General features: G+C 66.0%; 18 protein-coding genes. 6 read left to right on the forward strand and 12 right to left on the reverse strand.

All coding sequences use genetic code 11. From position 1 onward, the window contains the following. Positions 1-312: 312 nt before the first annotated feature. The 3 genes from Mth01_RS24160 to Mth01_RS24170 all read right to left on the reverse strand — a co-directional run bounded on the left by Mth01_RS24160 (position 313) and on the right by Mth01_RS24170 (position 4296). Entirely contained in the window at positions 313-1032 is a 720-nt protein-coding gene (locus Mth01_RS24160) for a YggS family pyridoxal phosphate-dependent enzyme (protein ID WP_204018231.1), read from the reverse strand. Between the two features lie 1271 nt (positions 1033-2303). Further along, positions 2304-3608, reverse strand: coding sequence for a Na+/H+ antiporter NhaA (gene nhaA / locus Mth01_RS24165; RefSeq protein ID WP_204018232.1), 1305 nt, complete (start codon positions 3606-3608; stop codon positions 2304-2306). A 352-nt stretch (positions 3609-3960) separates the two neighbouring features. Continuing rightward, positions 3961-4296, reverse strand: a complete 336-nt coding sequence (locus Mth01_RS24170; RefSeq protein WP_204018233.1) for a cupin domain-containing protein — start codon at positions 4294-4296, stop codon at positions 3961-3963. 500 nt (positions 4297-4796) lie between these two features. Here Mth01_RS24170 and Mth01_RS24175 point away from each other — a divergent pair, with 500 nt between their 5' ends. Next, the gene (locus tag Mth01_RS24175; protein ID WP_204018234.1) at positions 4797-5552 is read left to right on the forward strand and encodes an SDR family NAD(P)-dependent oxidoreductase; all 756 of its coding nucleotides are present in this window, start codon (positions 4797-4799) and stop codon (positions 5550-5552) included. Between the two features lie 53 nt (positions 5553-5605). Here the strand turns inward: Mth01_RS24175 and Mth01_RS24180 are convergent, their stop codons facing one another. Genes Mth01_RS24180 through Mth01_RS24190 form a run of 3 tightly spaced genes read right to left on the reverse strand, consistent with a single transcriptional unit; the run spans position 5606 to position 7426 of the window. Further along, positions 5606-5935: a formyltransferase family protein gene (locus Mth01_RS24180; protein ID WP_204018235.1), complete on the reverse strand. Its 330-nt coding sequence runs from the start codon at positions 5933-5935 to the stop codon at positions 5606-5608. A 46-nt stretch (positions 5936-5981) separates the two neighbouring features. Then, positions 5982-6548, reverse strand: coding sequence for a nucleoside-diphosphate kinase (locus Mth01_RS24185; RefSeq protein WP_204018236.1), 567 nt, complete (start codon positions 6546-6548; stop codon positions 5982-5984). Beyond that, positions 6545-7426 carry an alpha/beta hydrolase gene (locus tag Mth01_RS24190; protein ID WP_308440838.1) on the reverse strand — a complete coding sequence of 294 codons (882 nt, stop codon included), beginning with the start codon at positions 7424-7426 and terminating at the stop codon, positions 6545-6547. Before Mth01_RS24190 ends, Mth01_RS24185 begins: the two co-directional genes overlap by 4 nt. Positions 7427-7437: 11 nt before the next feature. On the opposite strand from Mth01_RS24190, the gene Mth01_RS24195 reads away from it, so the two are divergent. Continuing rightward, the gene (locus tag Mth01_RS24195) at positions 7438-7779 is read left to right on the forward strand and encodes a response regulator transcription factor (RefSeq protein ID WP_204018238.1); all 342 of its coding nucleotides are present in this window, start codon (positions 7438-7440) and stop codon (positions 7777-7779) included. Positions 7780-7914: 135 nt separating this feature from the next. Here Mth01_RS24195 and Mth01_RS24200 read toward each other — a convergent pair whose 3' ends face one another. Together Mth01_RS24200 and Mth01_RS24205 are read right to left on the reverse strand one after the other, a co-directional pair. Continuing rightward, positions 7915-9147 (reverse strand): IS701 family transposase, encoded by a 1233-nt coding sequence (locus Mth01_RS24200; RefSeq protein ID WP_239089957.1) that lies wholly within the window; start codon positions 9145-9147, stop codon positions 7915-7917. Between the two features lie 23 nt (positions 9148-9170). Further along, positions 9171-10109 carry a helix-turn-helix transcriptional regulator gene (locus tag Mth01_RS24205; protein ID WP_204018240.1) on the reverse strand — a complete coding sequence of 313 codons (939 nt, stop codon included), beginning with the start codon at positions 10107-10109 and terminating at the stop codon, positions 9171-9173. A gap of 153 nt (positions 10110-10262) precedes the next feature. On the opposite strand from Mth01_RS24205, the gene Mth01_RS24210 reads away from it, so the two are divergent. From Mth01_RS24210 to Mth01_RS24225, 4 genes are read left to right on the forward strand one after another with little or no spacing between them, the layout of a single operon-like run. Then, entirely contained in the window at positions 10263-11711 is a 1449-nt protein-coding gene (locus Mth01_RS24210; protein ID WP_204018241.1) for an MFS transporter, read from the forward strand. Further along, a complete protein-coding gene (locus Mth01_RS24215; protein ID WP_204018242.1) occupies positions 11711-12511 on the forward strand; it encodes an alpha/beta hydrolase in 801 nt (266 codons plus the stop codon). The genes Mth01_RS24210 and Mth01_RS24215 overlap by 1 nt, the downstream gene beginning before the upstream one ends. 9 nt (positions 12512-12520) lie before the next feature. Next, a complete protein-coding gene (locus Mth01_RS24220) occupies positions 12521-13042 on the forward strand; it encodes a hypothetical protein (RefSeq protein ID WP_204018243.1) in 522 nt (173 codons plus the stop codon). Beyond that, complete coding sequence (locus Mth01_RS24225) at positions 13039-13971, forward strand: MsnO8 family LLM class oxidoreductase (RefSeq protein WP_204018244.1); 933 nt, start codon at positions 13039-13041, stop codon at positions 13969-13971. Before Mth01_RS24220 ends, Mth01_RS24225 begins: the two co-directional genes overlap by 4 nt. A gap of 57 nt (positions 13972-14028) precedes the next feature. On the opposite strand, the gene Mth01_RS24230 is transcribed toward Mth01_RS24225, so the two are convergent. The 4 genes from Mth01_RS24230 to wecB form a co-directional block, all read right to left on the reverse strand. Further along, positions 14029-15195 (reverse strand): acyltransferase family protein, encoded by a 1167-nt coding sequence (locus tag Mth01_RS24230; RefSeq protein ID WP_204018245.1) that lies wholly within the window; start codon positions 15193-15195, stop codon positions 14029-14031. 89 nt (positions 15196-15284) lie between these two features. Next, positions 15285-16538, reverse strand: coding sequence for an FG-GAP repeat domain-containing protein (locus Mth01_RS24235; RefSeq protein WP_204018246.1), 1254 nt, complete (start codon positions 16536-16538; stop codon positions 15285-15287). Positions 16539-16556: 18 nt separating this feature from the next. Beyond that, on the reverse strand, positions 16557-17309 hold the full coding sequence (locus tag Mth01_RS24240; protein ID WP_204018247.1) for a hypothetical protein: 753 nt from the start codon (positions 17307-17309) through the stop codon (positions 16557-16559). A gap of 40 nt (positions 17310-17349) precedes the next feature. Further along, positions 17350-18543 (reverse strand): non-hydrolyzing UDP-N-acetylglucosamine 2-epimerase, encoded by a 1194-nt coding sequence (wecB, locus tag Mth01_RS24245; protein WP_239089959.1) that lies wholly within the window; start codon positions 18541-18543, stop codon positions 17350-17352. Between the last annotated feature and the right edge of the window lie 26 nt (positions 18544-18569).

Below are 18569 nucleotides of genomic sequence, written 5' to 3' on the forward strand. Positions count from 1 at the left end.
GCTGCGGGGGTAGACGCAATCGATATAACATTCGCTATTGCAGGCTCCGAGTACCGTAACGCAAAGAGTAACGATACCCACGTTACGACCGAGCTTATGTTCAAATAGACGTATGTGCGCCGATGCTTGCTCCACGCTGCTTGTGTCCTGCGAATACCGCCCGTGAATCGGCAAACCCCAAGGGCCACCAATATGACTGCTGTAAAGCTGATCGCAGCGACTGCCAGAGGTGATCCGCCTTGGAGCCTGTTCGCCACGAAGACGTCGACAAATGCCGACAGGAATGCGAAGGCGAGAAAGAATGGCACCTGTCTACTTCTTCAGCTCACCGAAGATGACAGTACCCAACCGAACCTGTGTGCTCCCGCAAGTGATGGCTGTCTCAAAGTCGCCCGACATCCCCATGCTGATGTTCGGCACTCCCAATTCCATCGCATGGTTTGCGAGAGTACGGAAGTAGGAGCGTGGGTCTTCGGCCGCCGGCGGTATTGCCATTAGCCCCGAGATCTCCAGACCAAGCTCCATCTCACAGCTACGGTGGAATTGCAACAGGGCTTCCGGATCAACTCCCGACTTCTGGGCTTCACGGCCGACGTTCACTTGGATGTACATTTCGGGCAATGCTATTCCGTGATCGTCGCGATATTGCGCCAATGCTGTCGCCAGGGATAGACGATCCAAGGATTCGATTCGGTCGAACAGTTTCACCGCATCCCGAATCTTGTTCCGCTGGAGAGGGCCGATGAGAGCCAGAGCGGTGTCCCCATACTGTTCGCGTAAACGGGGCCACTTGCCCATGGCCTCCTGTACGCGGTTCTCACCGAACAGCCTGTGCCCTTCGTCGAGAATCACTTGCACGTCGGATTCCGATTGCTTCTTTGTGACGAATAGTGTCGAAGCGCTACTGCCGTTCTCTCGATCAAGGAAGGCGGCTACGGCGAGCGTCAGATCTACGAGCTTGTCCAGGATGGAGCCGACGAACTGCGGAACGATCCGGGCGGTGAGATCGCCGTGGTCCTCACCAGCAAACACCTTTACTGCGCGAACCGGGCAACGGCAAACCCGTGGTGATCTCCGTGAAGACGATAGGGATGGGGGACGGATACACTTCTCCCCTTAGGAGAGTCCGTGCCGACTCTCCGTTGAGAGTGAAGTCAGATTGCCATGAGAAGCGCTTGTTGCGCAACCGGGGACCGGAGTTTTCTGGTGTCCATTCTCCGCGCGCGGCTCGCCGGTCATCTGGTGGCGACCGTGGACGACGTGCCCGGACGGGTGATTGCGACAGCCGTGGACCGTGGATTTCCGGGCGGGCGTGGTGGGGTGCCCAGAGAATTTCGGACACGGACCCAATTAGGGTTCTTGTGAGCCCGGAAGGCAGGGTAAGTGGCGAAGAAGTCGAGCCTTGCGCCTTTCCTGCTCGACGTTCACCCGGTTGCGAATCGTTTCCGCGACCAGGTTGAAATCGCGAGCGGCCTGCGCGCACGTGTGCCCGTCCTCCAACACGTATGACGACTTCGGCTCGCAATTCGGGAGAGTACTGCGGAGCACCCCGGAGGCGCGGGAAGCGGTCGACCGGGCCCAGCTCGCCGAGTTGGAGAGCACGAAAGCCACCGAGCGAGCGGCGCAAAACATGCTGGCGTCCCAAATCGCCCTCGACCTGTGGGCCACACCACGGCCCCGGCATATTCCGCAAGGAGAAGGAGCTATTCAATTATGGTATGTCGCTCGCGCGCACATCGAGTCCTGTGGTATTGACGCGCGGACAGAGCTGCCGATAGACGTTGAGGTACGCCGCTATGTGGCGTCTGCCGAGTTGAGTCAGTCGCCACCTGTACTCGGCGACGTGCGTGTCCTCCGGTGCCATGAGGGGCACGGAATCCACGAAACCGCGGCTCGGCCGACCCCCGGCTTTACCTCTGTAGCCCACGCCGATGAAGAACAGGGAGCGACCCGCCAGTTGGTCATCTTCCAGGCCAAGCGGCTCCCGCAGCAGCGACATGCGCCAAGACTCCCCATAGCCACTCCGAGAGCAGATGGGCGGCAGGGTCTGGTTCACGAGGTTCATCAAGCCCTGCCCGCGCAGCGGCGCGGCCGCGCCGGGTGATCTCCACAAGCACTCGGCCGACCTCACCGACGGCGGGATGCTCGACCATATCGTCGATGATCACATTGGGTCTCACGAGCCAGCGTTCGCCGACCGGGAAGTCGCCGGGTCTGGAGCTCGGAAAGGTCTCCCAAGAAGCCTCCGTGCCGGGTGACCCTCGTCGCCCATCCCGCTTCTACCTGAGCGATACAGCCCGCGCTTACATTCGAGAGCTTCTCGGCGGGGCGGCACGCTGGTCATTACCCGCTTCGCCGTCCTGCGGGCCGCTATAGGCGCGGTTGCGTAGGTGCAGCAGCACCGCCGCCAGCAGTGCCGCGACGAGGGAACCAGTCAGGACCGCTACCTTGACCTGAGCGTCACGGATGGGGTCGGCGCCGAAGGCGAGTTCCCCGATGAGCAGGGACACAGTGAACCCGATGCCGGCCAGGATCGCCAGTCCGGCCACGTCGATCCAGGCCAGGCCCTCGTCCAGGTCTGCCCGGGTGAAGCGGGCCACCAGCCAGGTCGCGGCCATGATTCCCAGGGGCTTACCGGCGACCAACCCGACGACGATGCCGACAGTCACCGGATCGGTCAGCGCCGCGCCCAGTCCGCCCACCCCGCCCAGGGACACGCCTGTGGACAACAACGCGAAGATCGGTACGGCCACCCCGGCCGATATCGGCCGGAAGCGGTGCTCGAAGTGTTCGGCCAGACCGAGTCCAGTGTCCGGCCTCCCGGCCCGTTCGCCGCGCAGGACCGGTACGGCGAAGCCGAGCAGCACCCCGGCGACCGTGGCGTGCACGCCCGAGGAGTGCACCAGCGCCCACGTGGCCGCGGCCAGCGGCAGCAGCAGCCACCACGAGCGCACCCCACGCTGGACCAGCACGGTGAAGACGGCCAGGGGAGCCAGGGCCGTCAGCAACGGGACCACGGACAGATGGGCCGTGTAGAAGATCGCGATGATGGCGATGGCCAGCAGGTCGTCGACCACGGCGAGGGTGAGCAGGAAGGTGCGCAGCGCCGAGGGCAGGAACCGGCCGACGACCGCGAGCACCGCCAGCGCGAACGCGATGTCGGTGGCGGTGGGGATCGCCCACCCCTCGTGCGATCCGGTGTCGGCGTTGAGGTTCACCAGCAGATACAGCACGGCGGGGACGATCACTCCGCCGATCGCCGCCGCGATCGGCACCGCGGCACGCCGCGGGTCGCGCAGGTCACCGGCGACGAATTCGCGTTTGAGTTCCAGCCCGGCGACGAAGAAGAAGACGGCCAGTAGCCCGTCGGAAGCCCAGGTGGCGACTGACAAGTCGAGGTGCAGCGCAGCGGGCCCGACCGTGTAAGCGCGCAGCGACTCATAGGAGCTCGACCAGGGGGAGTTGGCCCAGGCCATACCGAGGAGTGCGGCGGCCAGCAGCAATGTCCCGCCGATGGTCTCCTTGCGGAGGATATCGGCGATCCGACCGGACTCGGCCTGTGAACCGCGGGTGAAAAGACGAAACGTCGGACGTGGGGTGTCGGACATGGTCGGCTCCAGGCAAGGGTCGGAATCAACAACCTGCCGACCAGGCTTCCCGGCGCACCTCGCCCATCCTAACCATCCGTTTCAGATGTGATGGGCAGCGGTACGAGTCACGAGTCGATCTGCGAGTCCTGCACCTTCTTCGTCACCACCCTCGAGTTCCGGCCCACCCTCGAAGCCCAACGCGACGACGCCGAGCGGAAAGGCCAGATCGGCCGCCAGAAGGGCAGGATTTCCTTCTCCTCGCGGAGGATCTTGTTCTCGCGGCGAAGCCGGGCCCGCCCTGCTCGGCCGGCGGGCAATGGCCCGGCGGGTCAGCCTTCCGTCCTCACCCTGTTCGTGATCCCTGGACTGCTTACTCTGGATCCGCCTCGTTTGCTGTCTGCTCGGCTGGACCGAAAACCACGAGAACGGTGAGATCTCGATCGACCTCGATAAAACGATGCTCCTCCCCTGCTGGGACGAAAATGACGCTGCCTGCTTGGACCTCGACGGTGCTCCGAGGCGTCCATAGCTTGGCGTGCCCGGCGAGGACGACGTAGATCTCATCTTCGGTATGGGGTTTCTGCGGGTCGAGCCGGCCTGCAGGGATCGAGTAGGTTCCGAGGCTGAGGCATGGGACGCGGAGATGTTCTTCGTACGCTGCTTGATTCGTGGCGCAGAAGCGACCCGCATTCGTGATGACCTTCATCGGGACACCATAATCGCCGGAAGGCAGAAGAGCCTTCGAGCATGCTTGCGATCTCCCGCATCCAGGGTTGCTGACTCTGGTGGGAGTCGCCATCCTTGCTGCTGTCGATCCAGCTCCATGCTCCGGTACAGCAACAGGTTGCGATGGAGCTGCGCTTGTGGTTCACGGCCTGAGGTCATCATCAACGTAACCAGGCGACATCTGGTCGGCACAATCGTTCAAGACCGCCTGGCGCGAGGGCCCTACAACAGTGATGGTGACCTGTTGGTCGCCCGCGAAACCACAGAGTTCCCGGAGGCGGGCTGGGCATGGAGGCCGGCTCTTCCGCGACACTCGCCTGGCCCTGGCTCTTTCCGCCCTCGGGCTCTACGCGGTGACCCTCAACATGATTCCGCTGGGCTCCTATCGGGCCGCGGCCATGGGCTTCACCGTTCTCGGCCTGTTCGCCGTGGCCATCGCACGGCGGACCTGAACCATCAATGAAAGGACAGCCGACAGCCATGACGTCAGCGTCCCCGTTTCCCGTCGTGATCGTGACCGGAGGCAGCCGGGGCATCGGCCGCGAGATCGTGGAACGCCTCGCCCGGCAGGGCCGGGCGGTGCTCTTCACCCACTCCGCGTCCGATACCGATGCGGCCGAAGTGGAGCGAGCCTGCGGGGTCGGCGCACCGGTTTGGGGAGTCCGCCTCGACATCACCGCCCCTGACGCGCCCGCCCGGTTGTTCGATCTCGCCGAGTCGAAGGGGAAACTGGTCGCGCTGGTCAACAACGCCGGAGTGACCGGACCGCTGGGCCCGTTCACGTCGCTGCGCGACGACGACCTGCGACGCATCACCGAGGTCAACCTGGTCGCCACCGCACGACTGTGCCGCGAGGCAGCACGACGCTGGAGCGATCGGCCGTCGGGCGAACGTCGCGACATCGTCAACGTGTCCTCGATCGCCGCACGCACCGGCGCACCTCATGAGTACGTCGTCTATGCGGCCACCAAGGCCGCGATCAACGCTCTCACCGTCGGCCTGGCCAAGGAGTTGGCATCCTCAGGCATCCACGTGAACGCCGTATGCCCCGGCACTACCAACACCACGATCCATGCCCGTGCCGGAGACGCCGACCGGCCCCAGCGAGTCGCCGCATCCATCCCGATGCGTCGGCCTGCCCAACCCGCCGAGATCGCCGCAGCCGTCTCCTGGCTGCTCTCACCTGAGGCCGGCTATGTCACCGGGACCCTGCTCGACGTCGCCGGTGGACTGTAACGCCCTGCGCCTCCTTCGGAGCACTGGTGCCACGAGCGCTCACGCACGAGGGTTCAAGACTCGCGACGGTTCAGGCGGCCGGAGAGGTTCCGGCGCGGTGCCGGTTCACCGGCCGCCTGTCTGCCCTGCACGGGCACCTGGGGTCCCATGGCCAGTACGGCACCGCCGTCCCGGGTCTCGTCGACGGCGAAGCAGGAGGTGCGTGTCGTCGTGCGGCCTGCCGCCATCGCCGAGCGGACCGGGTCCTTGCCTGTGAACCTGCGGGCGCCGCTGTCGTCGAGGTCGGAGAGGTCGGCCGGATGCTGGTTGATCATCGTGCCCGCGTAACGGGTCAGGAGGTCACCCTCGATCCATCGGTGGTATGCGAGAACGACCAGATCCAACTCGCCGTTGCGCTCCTCCCAGGCCTCGAGCCTACGAGCGAGCCCGTCATGCCACGCGCGGGCCCGGTCCCGGTACCGCCGGCGTGCTTCGGGGGCGCGGGCGGAGGACGCACACCAGCGGATTCGCGGCGCCCTTGGCTGCGGTCAGCCGCACGCTCGCCGGAAGGCCGGCGTCCCGCTTGGTGTCCCGCAGCAGCACGACCATCGAGGGCCCGGAGCCCAGCAGGTGATCGACCACCGCGATGCGCTGCTGGGAGGCCGCGTTGAACTGGTACCGCCAGATCTCGCGGGTCAGCAGCGGGTCGAAGGTGAAGAGCCGGGCCGCGAGCGGTACCCACCCCTCCTCCCCCAGCACGTCCAGGATCAGGCCGCAGCGGCGGCCGGCCACCGCGTCCGGCTTGAGGACGACGAAGGTCGTGGCCTGCAGCCAGGCGCGGGCGCCGGGCGAACGGAACAGTTCGAGCCCCTCGCGAGCGTAGGTGTCCAGCCGGTACGCCGCCTGCTTGCGCGGATCGGCCGTCAGCGAGTCGAACGCCCTGGACGGCACCGCGGAGCGGACGCCCTGTCCCGCCCTGGCGTCAACCGGCTGTTCCTCGACGGTACTTGCGGTCATCGTCTTCCTCCCGGGGCCGGAATGCGGGAGGCGAGTTCGGCCAGTTCCCGCAGAACCGTGCGGTGCGCCGGGCGGTCGGGGTTCACCAGGTGCATGTGGCGTGCGCCGGCCACCTGCACCAGGCGGGCGGGCACGCCCTGAGACTCCAGCCATAGCTGTTGATGGTCCGTCAGCTCTGCGGGCACGGCCTGGTCGCACCCGGCCGCGACAACGGTCACCGACTCGACGTCGCGTGCGGTGATCCGGGGCGTCGCGTCGGCGATACCGCCGCCGGAAGCCAGGTGCGCGGCGAGGAAGCCGGCCACCGCGCCCTTGCCTACGTCCAGAGCCGCCGCCCGTTCGAGCTCGGCGACCGGCGCGAGCAGCAGCATGGATGCGGCGCCGGATCCGGCCACCGCGGACAACAGCAGATGTGCCCCGGCGGAATGCCCGACGAGCACGGCGTCCTCCCAGTGCTCCCCCTGGCTGGCGAGGGCCCGCAGGGAGTCCCGGCAATCGTGGACCGCGGTCGGCCAGGCCCCGCCGTCCCAGCAGGGCCGGTACTCCACCACGGCGACGCGGTAGCCGAGCTCGACCAGCGCGCAGGCCAGGGGTTCCAGGTCCATGGCAGTGCGTTCGTGGCGCCAGAGCCACCGTGGACCAGTACCACAGCGGGTGGAAGCCGCCCGGAGCCGGCCGCGGAGGTGGTCGGCGGCGGATCCGGAGCGTACAGATCGATCCGCTGTCAGTCCGACGCACCGTAGCGCAGTTGCCCGAAGACTGTGCTCACAGCAGCCCGAAGGCTTCGAGCCGGGCGAGCCAGTGATGCAGCCGCTCGTCCGACATGGCGACCTCGGCGCGGCCGCCCTCGACGCCGCATGGCCGTCGACCCTTGCCATGCTGGGGCGCGATGGCCTACGGCGACCGCGAGACGGGCCTGGCCGTGCAGCACCCTGCGGTCATCGCCTCACTGGTCAGCGTCTTCGAGTGTTTCTGGAAGCTGGGTTCGCCGTTCCTCGAGGAGAATCGAGCATCCGCGAACGAGCAGGCGCTGACCAGTATCCGGATGTCCATCATTCGGCTTTTGGCCGACGGCGAGACGAATGAGGTCATCGCGAAGCGCATCGGCATCAGCGTACGTACCTGCCGCGCCCATATATCCAAGGTTTACGAGCAGCTAGGTGCCCGCAGTCGCTGCCAGTTGGGGGTACTCATCGCGAACTCCGGCCTGCTTGACCTTGGCGCGGGGTAACCGGCGGGAATTGCAGGTCAAGGGCCTGATCACCAAGATCGGTGATCAGGCCCTTGACCGTTCGCCGGTATGCCTGTCTGCCTGAACACCTCCAGGGGTAACTGACAGGTTCGGATGAGTTCTCCTGGCACCTTGTCAGGCGATTTGGGAGGCCGCGGCTCTGGCAGGCAGAGCCGGGTGAGCGAGGCGCGAGTAGGCGTAGGCGGCGGAGACAAGGGTCGTGTGGTGGTGCCATCCCGGGTAGGAGCGGCCAGAGAAGCCGAGGTACTGTAAACGCTCGTTCATGCAGTTCACCGTCACCTTTGAGCTTGCGTGCATGACGACGAGTTCGAGGAGTTCCTCCAGCCGTCTTTCTGTGAGATTCGTCAGCCAGATGGGGCTCTGCTCGGGAACATCGTCGCCCGGCTCGGCGAACAACCGATAGACATGCCGGGGGCTGGCGGGCAGGCGGATCAATGCTGACAGGATCTGCGTTTGGCGGAAGTCACCGTTGTCACCCATCATTGTGGCCGTGTACACGTACCGGCGGCGGTACAGCTCCAGGCATCTCGACGCACTGAGAGCGGCACCGTGTTGAGAAAAATGACCGGAGCGGTGCATCCGGGGTACTTCATCAGCGGCCACCCTCAACCGGGGATTGACCGCGATGACGAAGCCGGCCTTGAGCGACTCAAGCGTGGATATGGCAGCGCCCAGCTCGCCGGCTTCACTCAGGTCAGCCACTATGGGCACATTCGGCCTTCCCGCCCGTCGCACCGAACGTTTGATGAGATCGAGGGCGAGCTGCCAGCTCGGCTCCGAGGTAGCCGTCGTGGGAATCCGTGCCTCCTGTCTCAGTTGGTCGTCCTTGACCCATTCCTCGGGCAGGTGCAAGTGCCAGTCCACTGGGAAGTTCGCCCCAGGGCAGGAGAGGAACAGGGTAGTCACCGCCTGGCAGTTCACCGTGCGCCCTGTTTGGGAGTCAAACCGTTGATGCACCCCAACCAGCCGATCGCCCCGCTTGGAGAGCGTGATCTGCGGTATCGTCCACGCGCGAACAGAGGCTCGCTGCTCCACCCACGCGGCCAGCGCACGGCGCGGCGCATCCCAACTCCAGGTGCTTCCGTTGATGAACTGCTGCAGCGAATGCCAGGATGACGGTGACCCCGAGGCCGTTTCGGCGAGGCGACGCATGGACTTCTTTCCCTGGGTGAGCAGCAGTCCCCGTAGATAGACACGAGCCCACCGCCTTTGGTCGACCCGAGACAGGGAAGCGAAGACCTCATCGGCCAAGGCATCCACTGCGTGTACGTCAACCGGTGCCGTATCTCGTGTGCTGCCGAGTAACAAGAGCGCCCCTTTCGTACACCAAAATACGCTGGAGACCATAACATTCCGAATTCGGCTGCAGACTAAAGCCCCATTTCGGAACGCGGATTCGCGTCCTGCCGCCGGGCATCCGCCTGCTCGCTGGCTGTCATCACCGGTTCAAACTCCTGGGCGGAAAGACTGAGAAGACGCAGTGCGGTCTCAGAGGGCGAACCTGATGCGGCGCTGTAGGCGGTGATGCGCTGTCCCGAACTGCCGGGGATGAGGAGGTTCTCGAAGTAGAGCTCCATCGAGCCCACGATTGGGTGACAGAATTGCTTGATGCCTGAGGTGCACGTTCGTACCGGATGCCGGGCCCAGCGTGCGGCGAATTCCTCGCTCTGGATGACAAGCTGGCCGATGAGCTCGGCCAGCCTGCGGTCATCCGGATGACGTCCAGCCACCAGGCGCAGGGAGGCGACGGCGAGCGTGGCTTCCTCAGGCCAGTTCGGGTAGAGCTCGCGGAAATGCTCATCAAGAAAGACCATTCGGGTCAGGTTGGGCCGTACAGACGCGTTGTCGGGGGCCGCGGGGTCTATGTGGCCGGCGAGCAGCGCGTGGCCGAGTCGGTTCCAGGCCAGGATGTCGTTCCTGCGGTCCAGCACCAGAGCGGGCACCTCTGCCATCGCTTCCAGCAGTTGCCGGGCCGAGCGACTCGCGTGTTCGGGCCGCGGCGGGACCGGCCGCGCGGGCGCCGAGGGCCGGGCGAGATGCTTGAGATAGGCCGTTTCGTCCTCCGTCAACTGGAGGGCGCGGGCCAGCGCGTCGAGCACGGCATCGGAGGCGCCCGCCGCTCGGCCCTGCTCCAGGCGGGTGTAGTGGGTCACGCTCACGCCGGCGAGGATCGCCAGTTCCTCGCGGCGCAGCCCCGACACCCGTCGGCGCGTGCCGTACGCCTTCAGCCCCAGCTCCTCGGGATTCAGTTTGGCCCGCCGGCTCTTGAGAAAGTCTCCCAGTTCCTTCGCTCTGTCCACGGGTTTCATGATGCGTGCTGAGAACAGCGGAGTGCCAGCGGAACCCTGGTCATGAAATGACTACCTTCCCGGATGCCAGCCTGATCCCGGTTCTGGTTGACCACTGGGAAACGGATGAACCTTTTCTCGTCATAGTTACCGAGAGGAAAGGCTCTCACGATCATGTCGACCGCCGACATCGCCGCCAAGGCCGCGTCCCAGAGCGCGCCCCAACGGCTGACTCCCCGGCTGCTGCTGGTGCTGGTCATCCTGCTGGCTGCCCAGTTCATGCTGGCCGTGGACTTCTCCATCCTCAACGTTGCCCTGCCGGTCATCGGTGAAGGGCTGGGCTTCTCGTTGGCGCATCTGCAGTGGATCGCCACCGCCTTCGCGCTCTGCGCCGCCGGGTTCACCTTGCTGTTCGGCAGACTGGCGGACCTCCTCGGCCGCCGCAGCATCTTTCTGGGCGGGCTTGTCGTCCTGGGTGCCGCCTCGCTGATTGGCGGCCTGGCGCAGAGTCCAGAAGCACTGATCATCGCTCGGATCTTCCAGGGACTGGCCACCGCGGCGGTCACCCCGGCCGGGCTTTCCCTGCTGACCACGTCGTTCCCGGAGGGTCCCCTGCGGGAACGGGCACTCGGCCTCAACGGCGCGTTGATGTCTGCCGGTTTCACCACCGGCGCCATCCTGGGTGGACTGTTGACCGACCTGCTCTCCTGGCGGTGGGCGTTCTTCATCAACGTACCGGTGTCCGCGCTCGTGCTCATCGTGGCACCTACCGTGATCAAAGAGTCCAGGCCGGCGAGCAGGCCGAAGCTGGACGTTCCCGGCGCGCTCAGTGTCACCCTCGGACTGCTCGCCATCGTCTTCGGCCTCACCCAGGCCGGAGAACACGGCTGGGGCGCGACCAGCGCCCTCGGCCCGCTGGCCGTCGGCGGGCTGCTGCTGGTGGTGTTCTACCTCGTCGAACGGCGGGCCGTCGCACCCCTGGTGCCGCTGGGAGTGCTGGGCAAGCGCACAGTCGCTTGGGGGAACATCGCAGGGTTTATCGCGTTCCTGACCGAGACCTCCCTGGTCTTCCTGCTGACGCTCTACCTGCAGAACGTTCTGGGCTTCTCGCCACTGGCAGCCGGGCTCTCCTTTGGTGTGCTCGGTCTCGGCACCGTGGTCGGCGGTTCGATCGCGCCGAAGGTGATCGGCAGGATCGGTACCCGCTCCACGCTCATCACCGGTGGTCTGGTGCAGACCATCTTCACTGCCGCCCTGCTCGGGCTGGGAGACGACCGTTCCTCGATGTGGCTGCTCCTTGTGGCCACCTTCGCCGGCGGTGTCGGGAACATGCTGGTCATTGTCGGGTTCATGGTCACCGCCACCTCCGGCCTACCCAACCGTGAGCAGGGCCTGGCGACCGGCCTGGCCACCATGACCCAGCAGATCGGCATCACCATGGGCACCCCGATCATGAGTGCCATCTCCACGTCGGCGATCGTCGGCACCGGTGCGGCGGCCATGCTCGGCGGCCTGAAGGTGGCCATCGCGGTGAACGCCGCCATCGTGCTGGTGGGCGTCCTCACCAGTCTGGCCTTCCTGCACAAGCCCACTTCTGCGCGTGCCGCGCATCAGGAGGTCTGATGGGGGGCGACGGAGTGCGGTGCGCGGACCTCGCCATCGATGCGGGGACCCACTTCATACCCATCCGGATCTTCCAGCCCGAGGCCGGCTCTGGCGGCCTACTGGTCTGGGCCCACGGCGGCAGCTGGATCACGGGTTCCTTGGACCAGTGGCACGGGGCGACGACAGAGTTCGCCTGCGTGTCCGGCTGGACAGTGATCAGCGTCGGCTACCGGCTGGCACCGCAGCACCGTCACCCCGCCCAGCTCGACGACGTGTTGGCCGCGCTGGCCTGGGCCGAGGCCAACGACGATGGGGAGAGCCCGCTCCTGGCTGTCGGCGGCGACAGCGCAGGCGGCACCATCGCGGCGTGTGCCGCGTTGGTCCGGCGTGATCGCGGCATGCCGCTGGCCGCACAGGTTCTCGCCTACCCGCCATTCGACCCCCAGTGTCGCGCGCCGTCCTATCGGCGAGATCCCACCGCATTCCCTTCCGCCCAACTTCTCCGGTCGGCCTGGCAGAGCTACCGTGGCGATTCCATTCCGATGGAGCGGAGCGGCGAGCGTCTGTACGCCACGCCGCTCGAGGCGGAGCGACTCGACGACCTCCCCCCGGCCATCATCGCGGTCGGCGAACTCGATCCGGTCATCGACGACGTCACCGCCTATGCGCGAGCGCTACATGAGGCCGGGAACGACGTCACCCTCCAGGTCTTCCCGGACACTTTCCACGCGGCGTTCCTCTCTCCCTACTCCGATATGCGCCGCTGGCTCGGGAACGCACTGCATGACCACATCAGTCACCAGAGCTCACCGCAGTAAGGAATCGTCATGGACACCGCACTACCCCACATCGAAGCTCTGCGGCGGCACTTCGCCGACCTCCGTGACGGAACCCACGGAACGGAAGGCGACACCGTGACCCGCGAGGGCAAGGAAAATCACTTCAGGCGCGCCGTGGAACTGCTCCACCCCTATGCCGATCAGGTGCTGGAGGAAGTCAACGCGACCCTGCTCCTGGGCACCGGAGAGGCGCACGCCAGCGGATTGCTGGCGGCCCTGGACGGAGGGCTGGTCGCCACGTGGACTCTGTCCTGGCCGGAGCAACGCGAAACGGAGATCGGCCCGATCACTCTCATCGCCTACTTCGGCCGCGGCTTCCACCATCCCCACCTACGTGGAGCCACGGTCCACGACTGGCCGCTGAACGTGTTCACGCCCGAGCAGGCCGCCGCCGAGGTGCCGGTGCTGCGAGCCATCGCCACGGCAGACCTGCACAATCTGGTCTTCCAGCGTGACTACCGGATCGTGCCTGAGATCTCCGTACCGCAGCGCCAGGGGGGAGCACAATGAACCCGCGCTTCTCCGTGCTCGATCAATCCCCTATGGGCGACGGTTTCTCGACCGCCGACGCACTGCACTGCACAGTGGATCTCGCCCAGGCCGCCGAGGAACTGGGGTACGTCCGTGTCTGGGTCGCGGAGCATCACGGCTCGGCGAGTTTCGCCGGAAGCGCACCGGAGATCCTCGCCGGCTTGCTACTGGCGCGTACCCGGAACCTTTCGATCGGTACGGGAGGGGTTCTGCTGCCCCGCTACTCCCCCGTCAAGGTCGCCGAGGTCTTCGGCGTACTGGCGTCGTTGTTCCCCGGCCGGGTAGACATGGGCATCGGCCGTGCCGGAGGGCCCGCGGACGACTTCACCGAGCGGGTCCACCTCCTGCGAGCCCTGGTCGGAATCGAGGACGGTCTGGAGTCGGACGCCTATGTGACTCCTCGGGCCGTCGTCCCTCCCCGATTGTGGCTGCTGGGCGCCGGCCTGGCCTCGGCTCAGCTCGCGGGCGAGCTGGGAACGGACTTCGCGTTCGCGCACTTCCTCGCTCCTTCCCCCGCACCCCATGCCTTCGCCAGGTATCGGAAGCTACATCCAGCTGGCGACGAGGCGGGAGGGGTGCTCGCTGTGCGGGTGGTCACCGCGGACACCGAGAAACGGGCCGAAGCTCTGGTCCAGAGCGTGCTGCTGTGGCGTAGTCGCAAGGATCTGGGGGAGGATCTCCCTCTGCCGTCGCCAGAGGAGGCGGTGCGCCACCAGTGGACCGCGCTTGAGGCCGAGCGGGCCGCCGTCCGCCGCCGCCACCTGGTGTGGGGGACTCCAGAGCGCGTACGCAGACGACTGGCAGAACTGGCGGACGAGCACGGAGTCGAGGAAATCATGGTGAACACCCTCACCGCCGATCCCGCCGATCGTCTCAGGTCCTACCAACTGCTGGCCGAGGCGGCCTGACCGGATCCCGACTGGAGGGCAGCCGCCCCACGCTGCCCTCCAGCCGGATTCCACAGCTCAGGTCACCACAACTGTGGCGGTCTTCTCCTGATCGGGGCTCGGGGCGGGGCGCGACGCCGAGCGACCGCGGCCGAAGCGGCGCATCGCCGGAGCTTCCACGAAGCGGAACAGTAACCACCCGGCCAGCAGGGAGAGGACGAAGAAGCCGACGATCACCGCCAGTGCCCCGGGGATGCCGAAGGTGGCGCCGTCCATGAGTGAGCGCACGTAGAAGATGGTCACGCCCTGGACCAGATAGAAGCCGAAAGAGACCTCTCCCAGCCAGACCATGGTCTTGCTACGCAGCCAGGTGCGGCGGCCGGCGGCGTCGGCGGCCGCCACCGAAGCGATGAGAGCGCCGATCGGAATGATGGTCGCCGCGACGAAGGTGTACTGGAACGGCACGAAGAAACCCGCCGCGTAGCCGACTGCCATGAGCGCGAGGGAGACCCCGATGCCGATGCCGCGTGGCCAGCGCCCGATCAGCACGATCCGTGCCAGCAGCATCCCGAGAGCGAACTCGAAGAGCCGACCGGGCGGGAAGAGGTACCCGAACCAGAACTGCATGTCGGAGATCGGAGTGATCGCCGACTTCGGGGTGTCCGGCACCAGGTAGGTCGCCGCCAACTGCACGGCCGCTGTGCCGACGACCATGACGGCCGCCCAACCCCACAGCCTTCCCTCCCGTATCCGGCGAACCGGGATGATGAGCAGGGGGAAGAGTATGTAGAACAGCAACTCGCTGCCGAGGGACCAACTGGGCGGGTTCATGCTCAGGTTGATCTGGGGTTGCGGGAAGAACGTGTGCACCAACAGCATGTTCGGAAGCCAGTGCGCGACGGAGGAGATGCTCGCGCCGGCGAACAGCAGTAGCGAAGCTGCGAACACCACCAGGTGATTCGGGAAGATCTTGACTATCCGCCGGCGCCAGAACGCCGGCTTCCGGTCTCCCGGCACGGCTGACCAGGTGAGCACGAATCCAGACAGCACAAAGAAGAAAGACACCCCGATGTAACCGGTGTTCAGTAACGCCTTCTCATAGGTTCCGGCAAGGGTGGGATCCGCGAACGGATTGATCGGGTCGTTCGGCGGAATCGGAGAGTTGGACAAGGAGGCATGGAAGAGGAAGACCAGCAGCGCGGCGAAGAATCTCAGACCGGTGAGGGAAGGGAGCCGGGCTGGCACAGCCGATCCAGACATGGGTTCTCCGAGGGGGTCGGCCGGGCGGCGCCAGCACGGCGCCGCCCGGCTGATGGACTCTCATGGGTCATAGGTCACGGGGCGGTCGGCGGGATGGTCTCGTTGCGGTAGACCATGAGCTTGGCGTCCTTGGCCACGTAGTACTTCTGGACTGAGTAGGCGATGGTGGCGAAGTCCAGACGCCCGTCGCCATTGAAATCCGCAGCGGCGATCCTGGCGACGGACTCATCGGACACCCGCCACTTGGCCCAGACACCTCGGGCCGCGTCGATCGCCTTGTAGTACATGACGCCCTGCCAGGGCCGCGGTCCACGCAGGGCGACCAGGAACTCCTCGTCCCCGTCGTCGTCGAAGTCGGCGCAGAGGATCTGATGTCCGGGCCCCTCGCCGTTCTCGTTGGGATCCCCGTACACGTCCAGCAGCGTGCGCTGCCAGGCCACCTGATCCACCGCGCCCTCGCCGACTTTGGTGTACACCGCCACCGTGTTCCCGTGGAACGGCTCGACCGCGGCCACGTAGGCCATCGGATCATCGCCCAGTCTGCCCGCGTGCACGTCTCCGCTGCCGCGGAAGCCCGTCTGCTCGAACTGGGTTCGCTCCCCTTCCCCGACGAGCTCGCGGATCCATTCCCGCCGGTCGGTGTCGTAGTACATCCAGGTGACCCCCTCGTCTGAGGCGAGGACCAGCGAGTCGCGGTCGGAGCCGGGAATGAGGCCGCCCTTCTTCTCCGCACCGTGAATCATCCGGAAGTTCTGATCGTCGATAACCGTCATCGGCCATTCCGCCGCGTCGAGAACATTGTCCGGCTGGGTGAACATCACGACCGGCAGCACGGCGTGGACGTCCGCCACGGCCACGATCGGGAGGCCGATGATCTCCAGGCGCTCCGACTGGGTGAAGTAACCGGCCCGGAGCCGGTGCATCCCGATGGCACGACCGACATAGTGCTTACGCCAGCGGGTCGGGTCCTTGGCCGGGCTGCCCGGGTTCTCCAGCCAGGAGATCTTCCCGCCTCCTGGGTCCGGGTCCACGATTGTGCCGATCGGGCCATACAGTTCGTGGCAGACGATGATGTCGGCGACACCGTTGCCGGTGATGTCGGCGAAGTCCGCCCCCACCGGCATGCGGAAGCCGTCGGCAGCCAGCCGACGCGTCCACTCGTCGTTGTTCTGGTACCAGTAGATCTCACCTAAGCGCAGGCCGTACCCGAACAAATCGGGCCTGCCGTCGCCGTCCAGGTCGGCGGCCTCCAGCCAGTATCCGTCCCGCAGTTGGTCGGTCACCAGCTCTGGAGTGAACTTCGGAATGCGAATCTCCGGTGATGGCATGCTGTAACTCCCTCGGTGTCAGGTGGCGACAGGGTGGTACTCGATGGCCAGCCACACGCAGTCGGTGTCGGCGTAGTACTGATGCCAGGGGTAGACGTAGTCCCCCGCGAGGCCCAGGGAGCAGAACGGGTCGGGAGTGGTGTAGCCGGGGCTCATCAGCACGTCCTGATAGAGCGTGGTGTGGTCCTGCTCCGTGAACTTCTGCATCCTGCCGATGCCGTGAACCTGAGTATGGAACTCGATGAAAGCGTGCTGGTTGTGGATGAAGCAGTCTGTTCCGGCCGGGGCGTACCAGAGGTTGAGCTTCACCTCGAACTCCTGAATGCCGCGTGCGGCCCCTTTGCCCTCCAGCAGCGCGCCGGCGTCGAACCGGACGCGCCCCACCGTGTCCTGCTCGCTTGTCCACAGGGGGATAGAGGGGTCGAAGGGGCGGCCACCGGTGGTACTGGGACCGTCTCCGATGAGGTCTGCGAGAAGCCGCCAGCCCGGCACGCCGGTGACGCCCTCGATATTCGCCCTGCCCTTGTTGGTGAGGCGCAGGACCACCAGGCAGTCAGCCGACTCGATCTGGGTGTTGTGCAGGATGGTCGAGTTCATCGCGCGGATCGGTTTGCGCGGCGTCTCCTTGACGAACACCTCCCCGGTGCCGAAGTTCACGACCACGGCCGGGTCGGTGATCTCCAAGTCCTTCACGCCGAACACCAGATCCGCCTCGATCAGGTCGTTCGCGAAGTTCAACCGCCGAGAAGCAGGGTGAGAGGGAAGTTCCACCTGTCATCCTTTCGGTCGCGTTCTTTCCGGTCGCGGGTGGTCACGACGCCTGGGCGAGTGCCGCCAACGGCGCGGTGTCCCCGCCTTTTTCACCGATCTCTGGGAGGAATGGCTCGGGCGGCGGCCCGTCGCCGAAGAAGTGCGCTATGGCCGCCACGCAGCGCGCCGTCGCCTTGCCGTCCCCGTACACGTTGGCCACCGCGGCCATGTCCCAGTAGGCCCGTTCGTCCCGCAGGAGCCGACGGGTCTCGGTGACGATGCCGTCATAGCGGGTTCCCACCAGCCGGGCCGTTCCGGCGGAGACCGCTTCGGCCCGCTCGCTGACGTTGCTGATCACCAGGGTCGGCTTGCCCAAGGCCGGGCCTTCCTCCTGGGCTCCGCTACTGTCGGACAGGATGATGTCCGCGCGAAGCATGAGCTTGCAGAAGCTTAGGTAGGGCAGCGGTTCCACCACGGTGATGTTCGGGTGGCGCCCGATCCGCGGCAGCATGGCCTCCCGTACGGCTGGATTACGGTGCAGGGGCACCACGACACGGACTCGCGGCTCATCCGCGATGTCCGCGAACGCCTGGGCGATCTGCGGCAGATTCGGCCACGCGTCGCGCCGGTGCGCGGACGCGAGGATGATCCGGCGCCTGTCGGTGTCCAGGTCGCGCAGCGCCGGGTCGCCGTAGCTGTCCGCCCTGCCGCAGGCCCACTGGAGCGCGTCGATGACGGTGTTGCCGGTGACGGCGATCAGTTCCTCTGTGATCCCTTCGCGCAGGAGGTTGGCCTTGTTCCCCGGAGTGGGGGCCAAGTGAAGAGCGGCGATCTGAGCCACCAGCCTGCGGTTGCCCTCCTCTGGATAGGGCGAGCAGAGGAACTTGCTGCGGAGCCCCGCCTCGATGTGGATGATCGGAACATGGTGGTGAAAACCGGAGAGGGCGCCGACCAGGGTGGTCGCGGTGTCCCCGTGCACGAGCACCGCGTCCGGCTTCAGGTCGGTCATCTGTGCCTCCAGCGCACGTAACGACCTGTACGTGGTCTGGGTGAGCGTCTGGCGCGGGGCCATGATCCCGAGGTCGATGTCGGGCGTGATTTCGAAGGCCGCCAGTGCGTCTTCCAGCATCTTCTGGTGCTGGCCGGTCGATATCACCACGAGCTTGAATCGAGCGTCTTCCTTCAGCGCCCAGATCAGCGGAGCCATCTTGATGACTTCCGGGCGGGTGCCGACGACTACGGCGAGATTACGCACGCGAATTCCCCTTCGTATGCGATGTC

Origin of the sequence: Sphaerimonospora thailandensis, assembly GCF_016863115.1 — a bacterium.
In the GTDB taxonomy this organism is placed as follows: domain Bacteria; phylum Actinomycetota; class Actinomycetes; order Streptosporangiales; family Streptosporangiaceae; genus Sphaerimonospora; species Sphaerimonospora cavernae.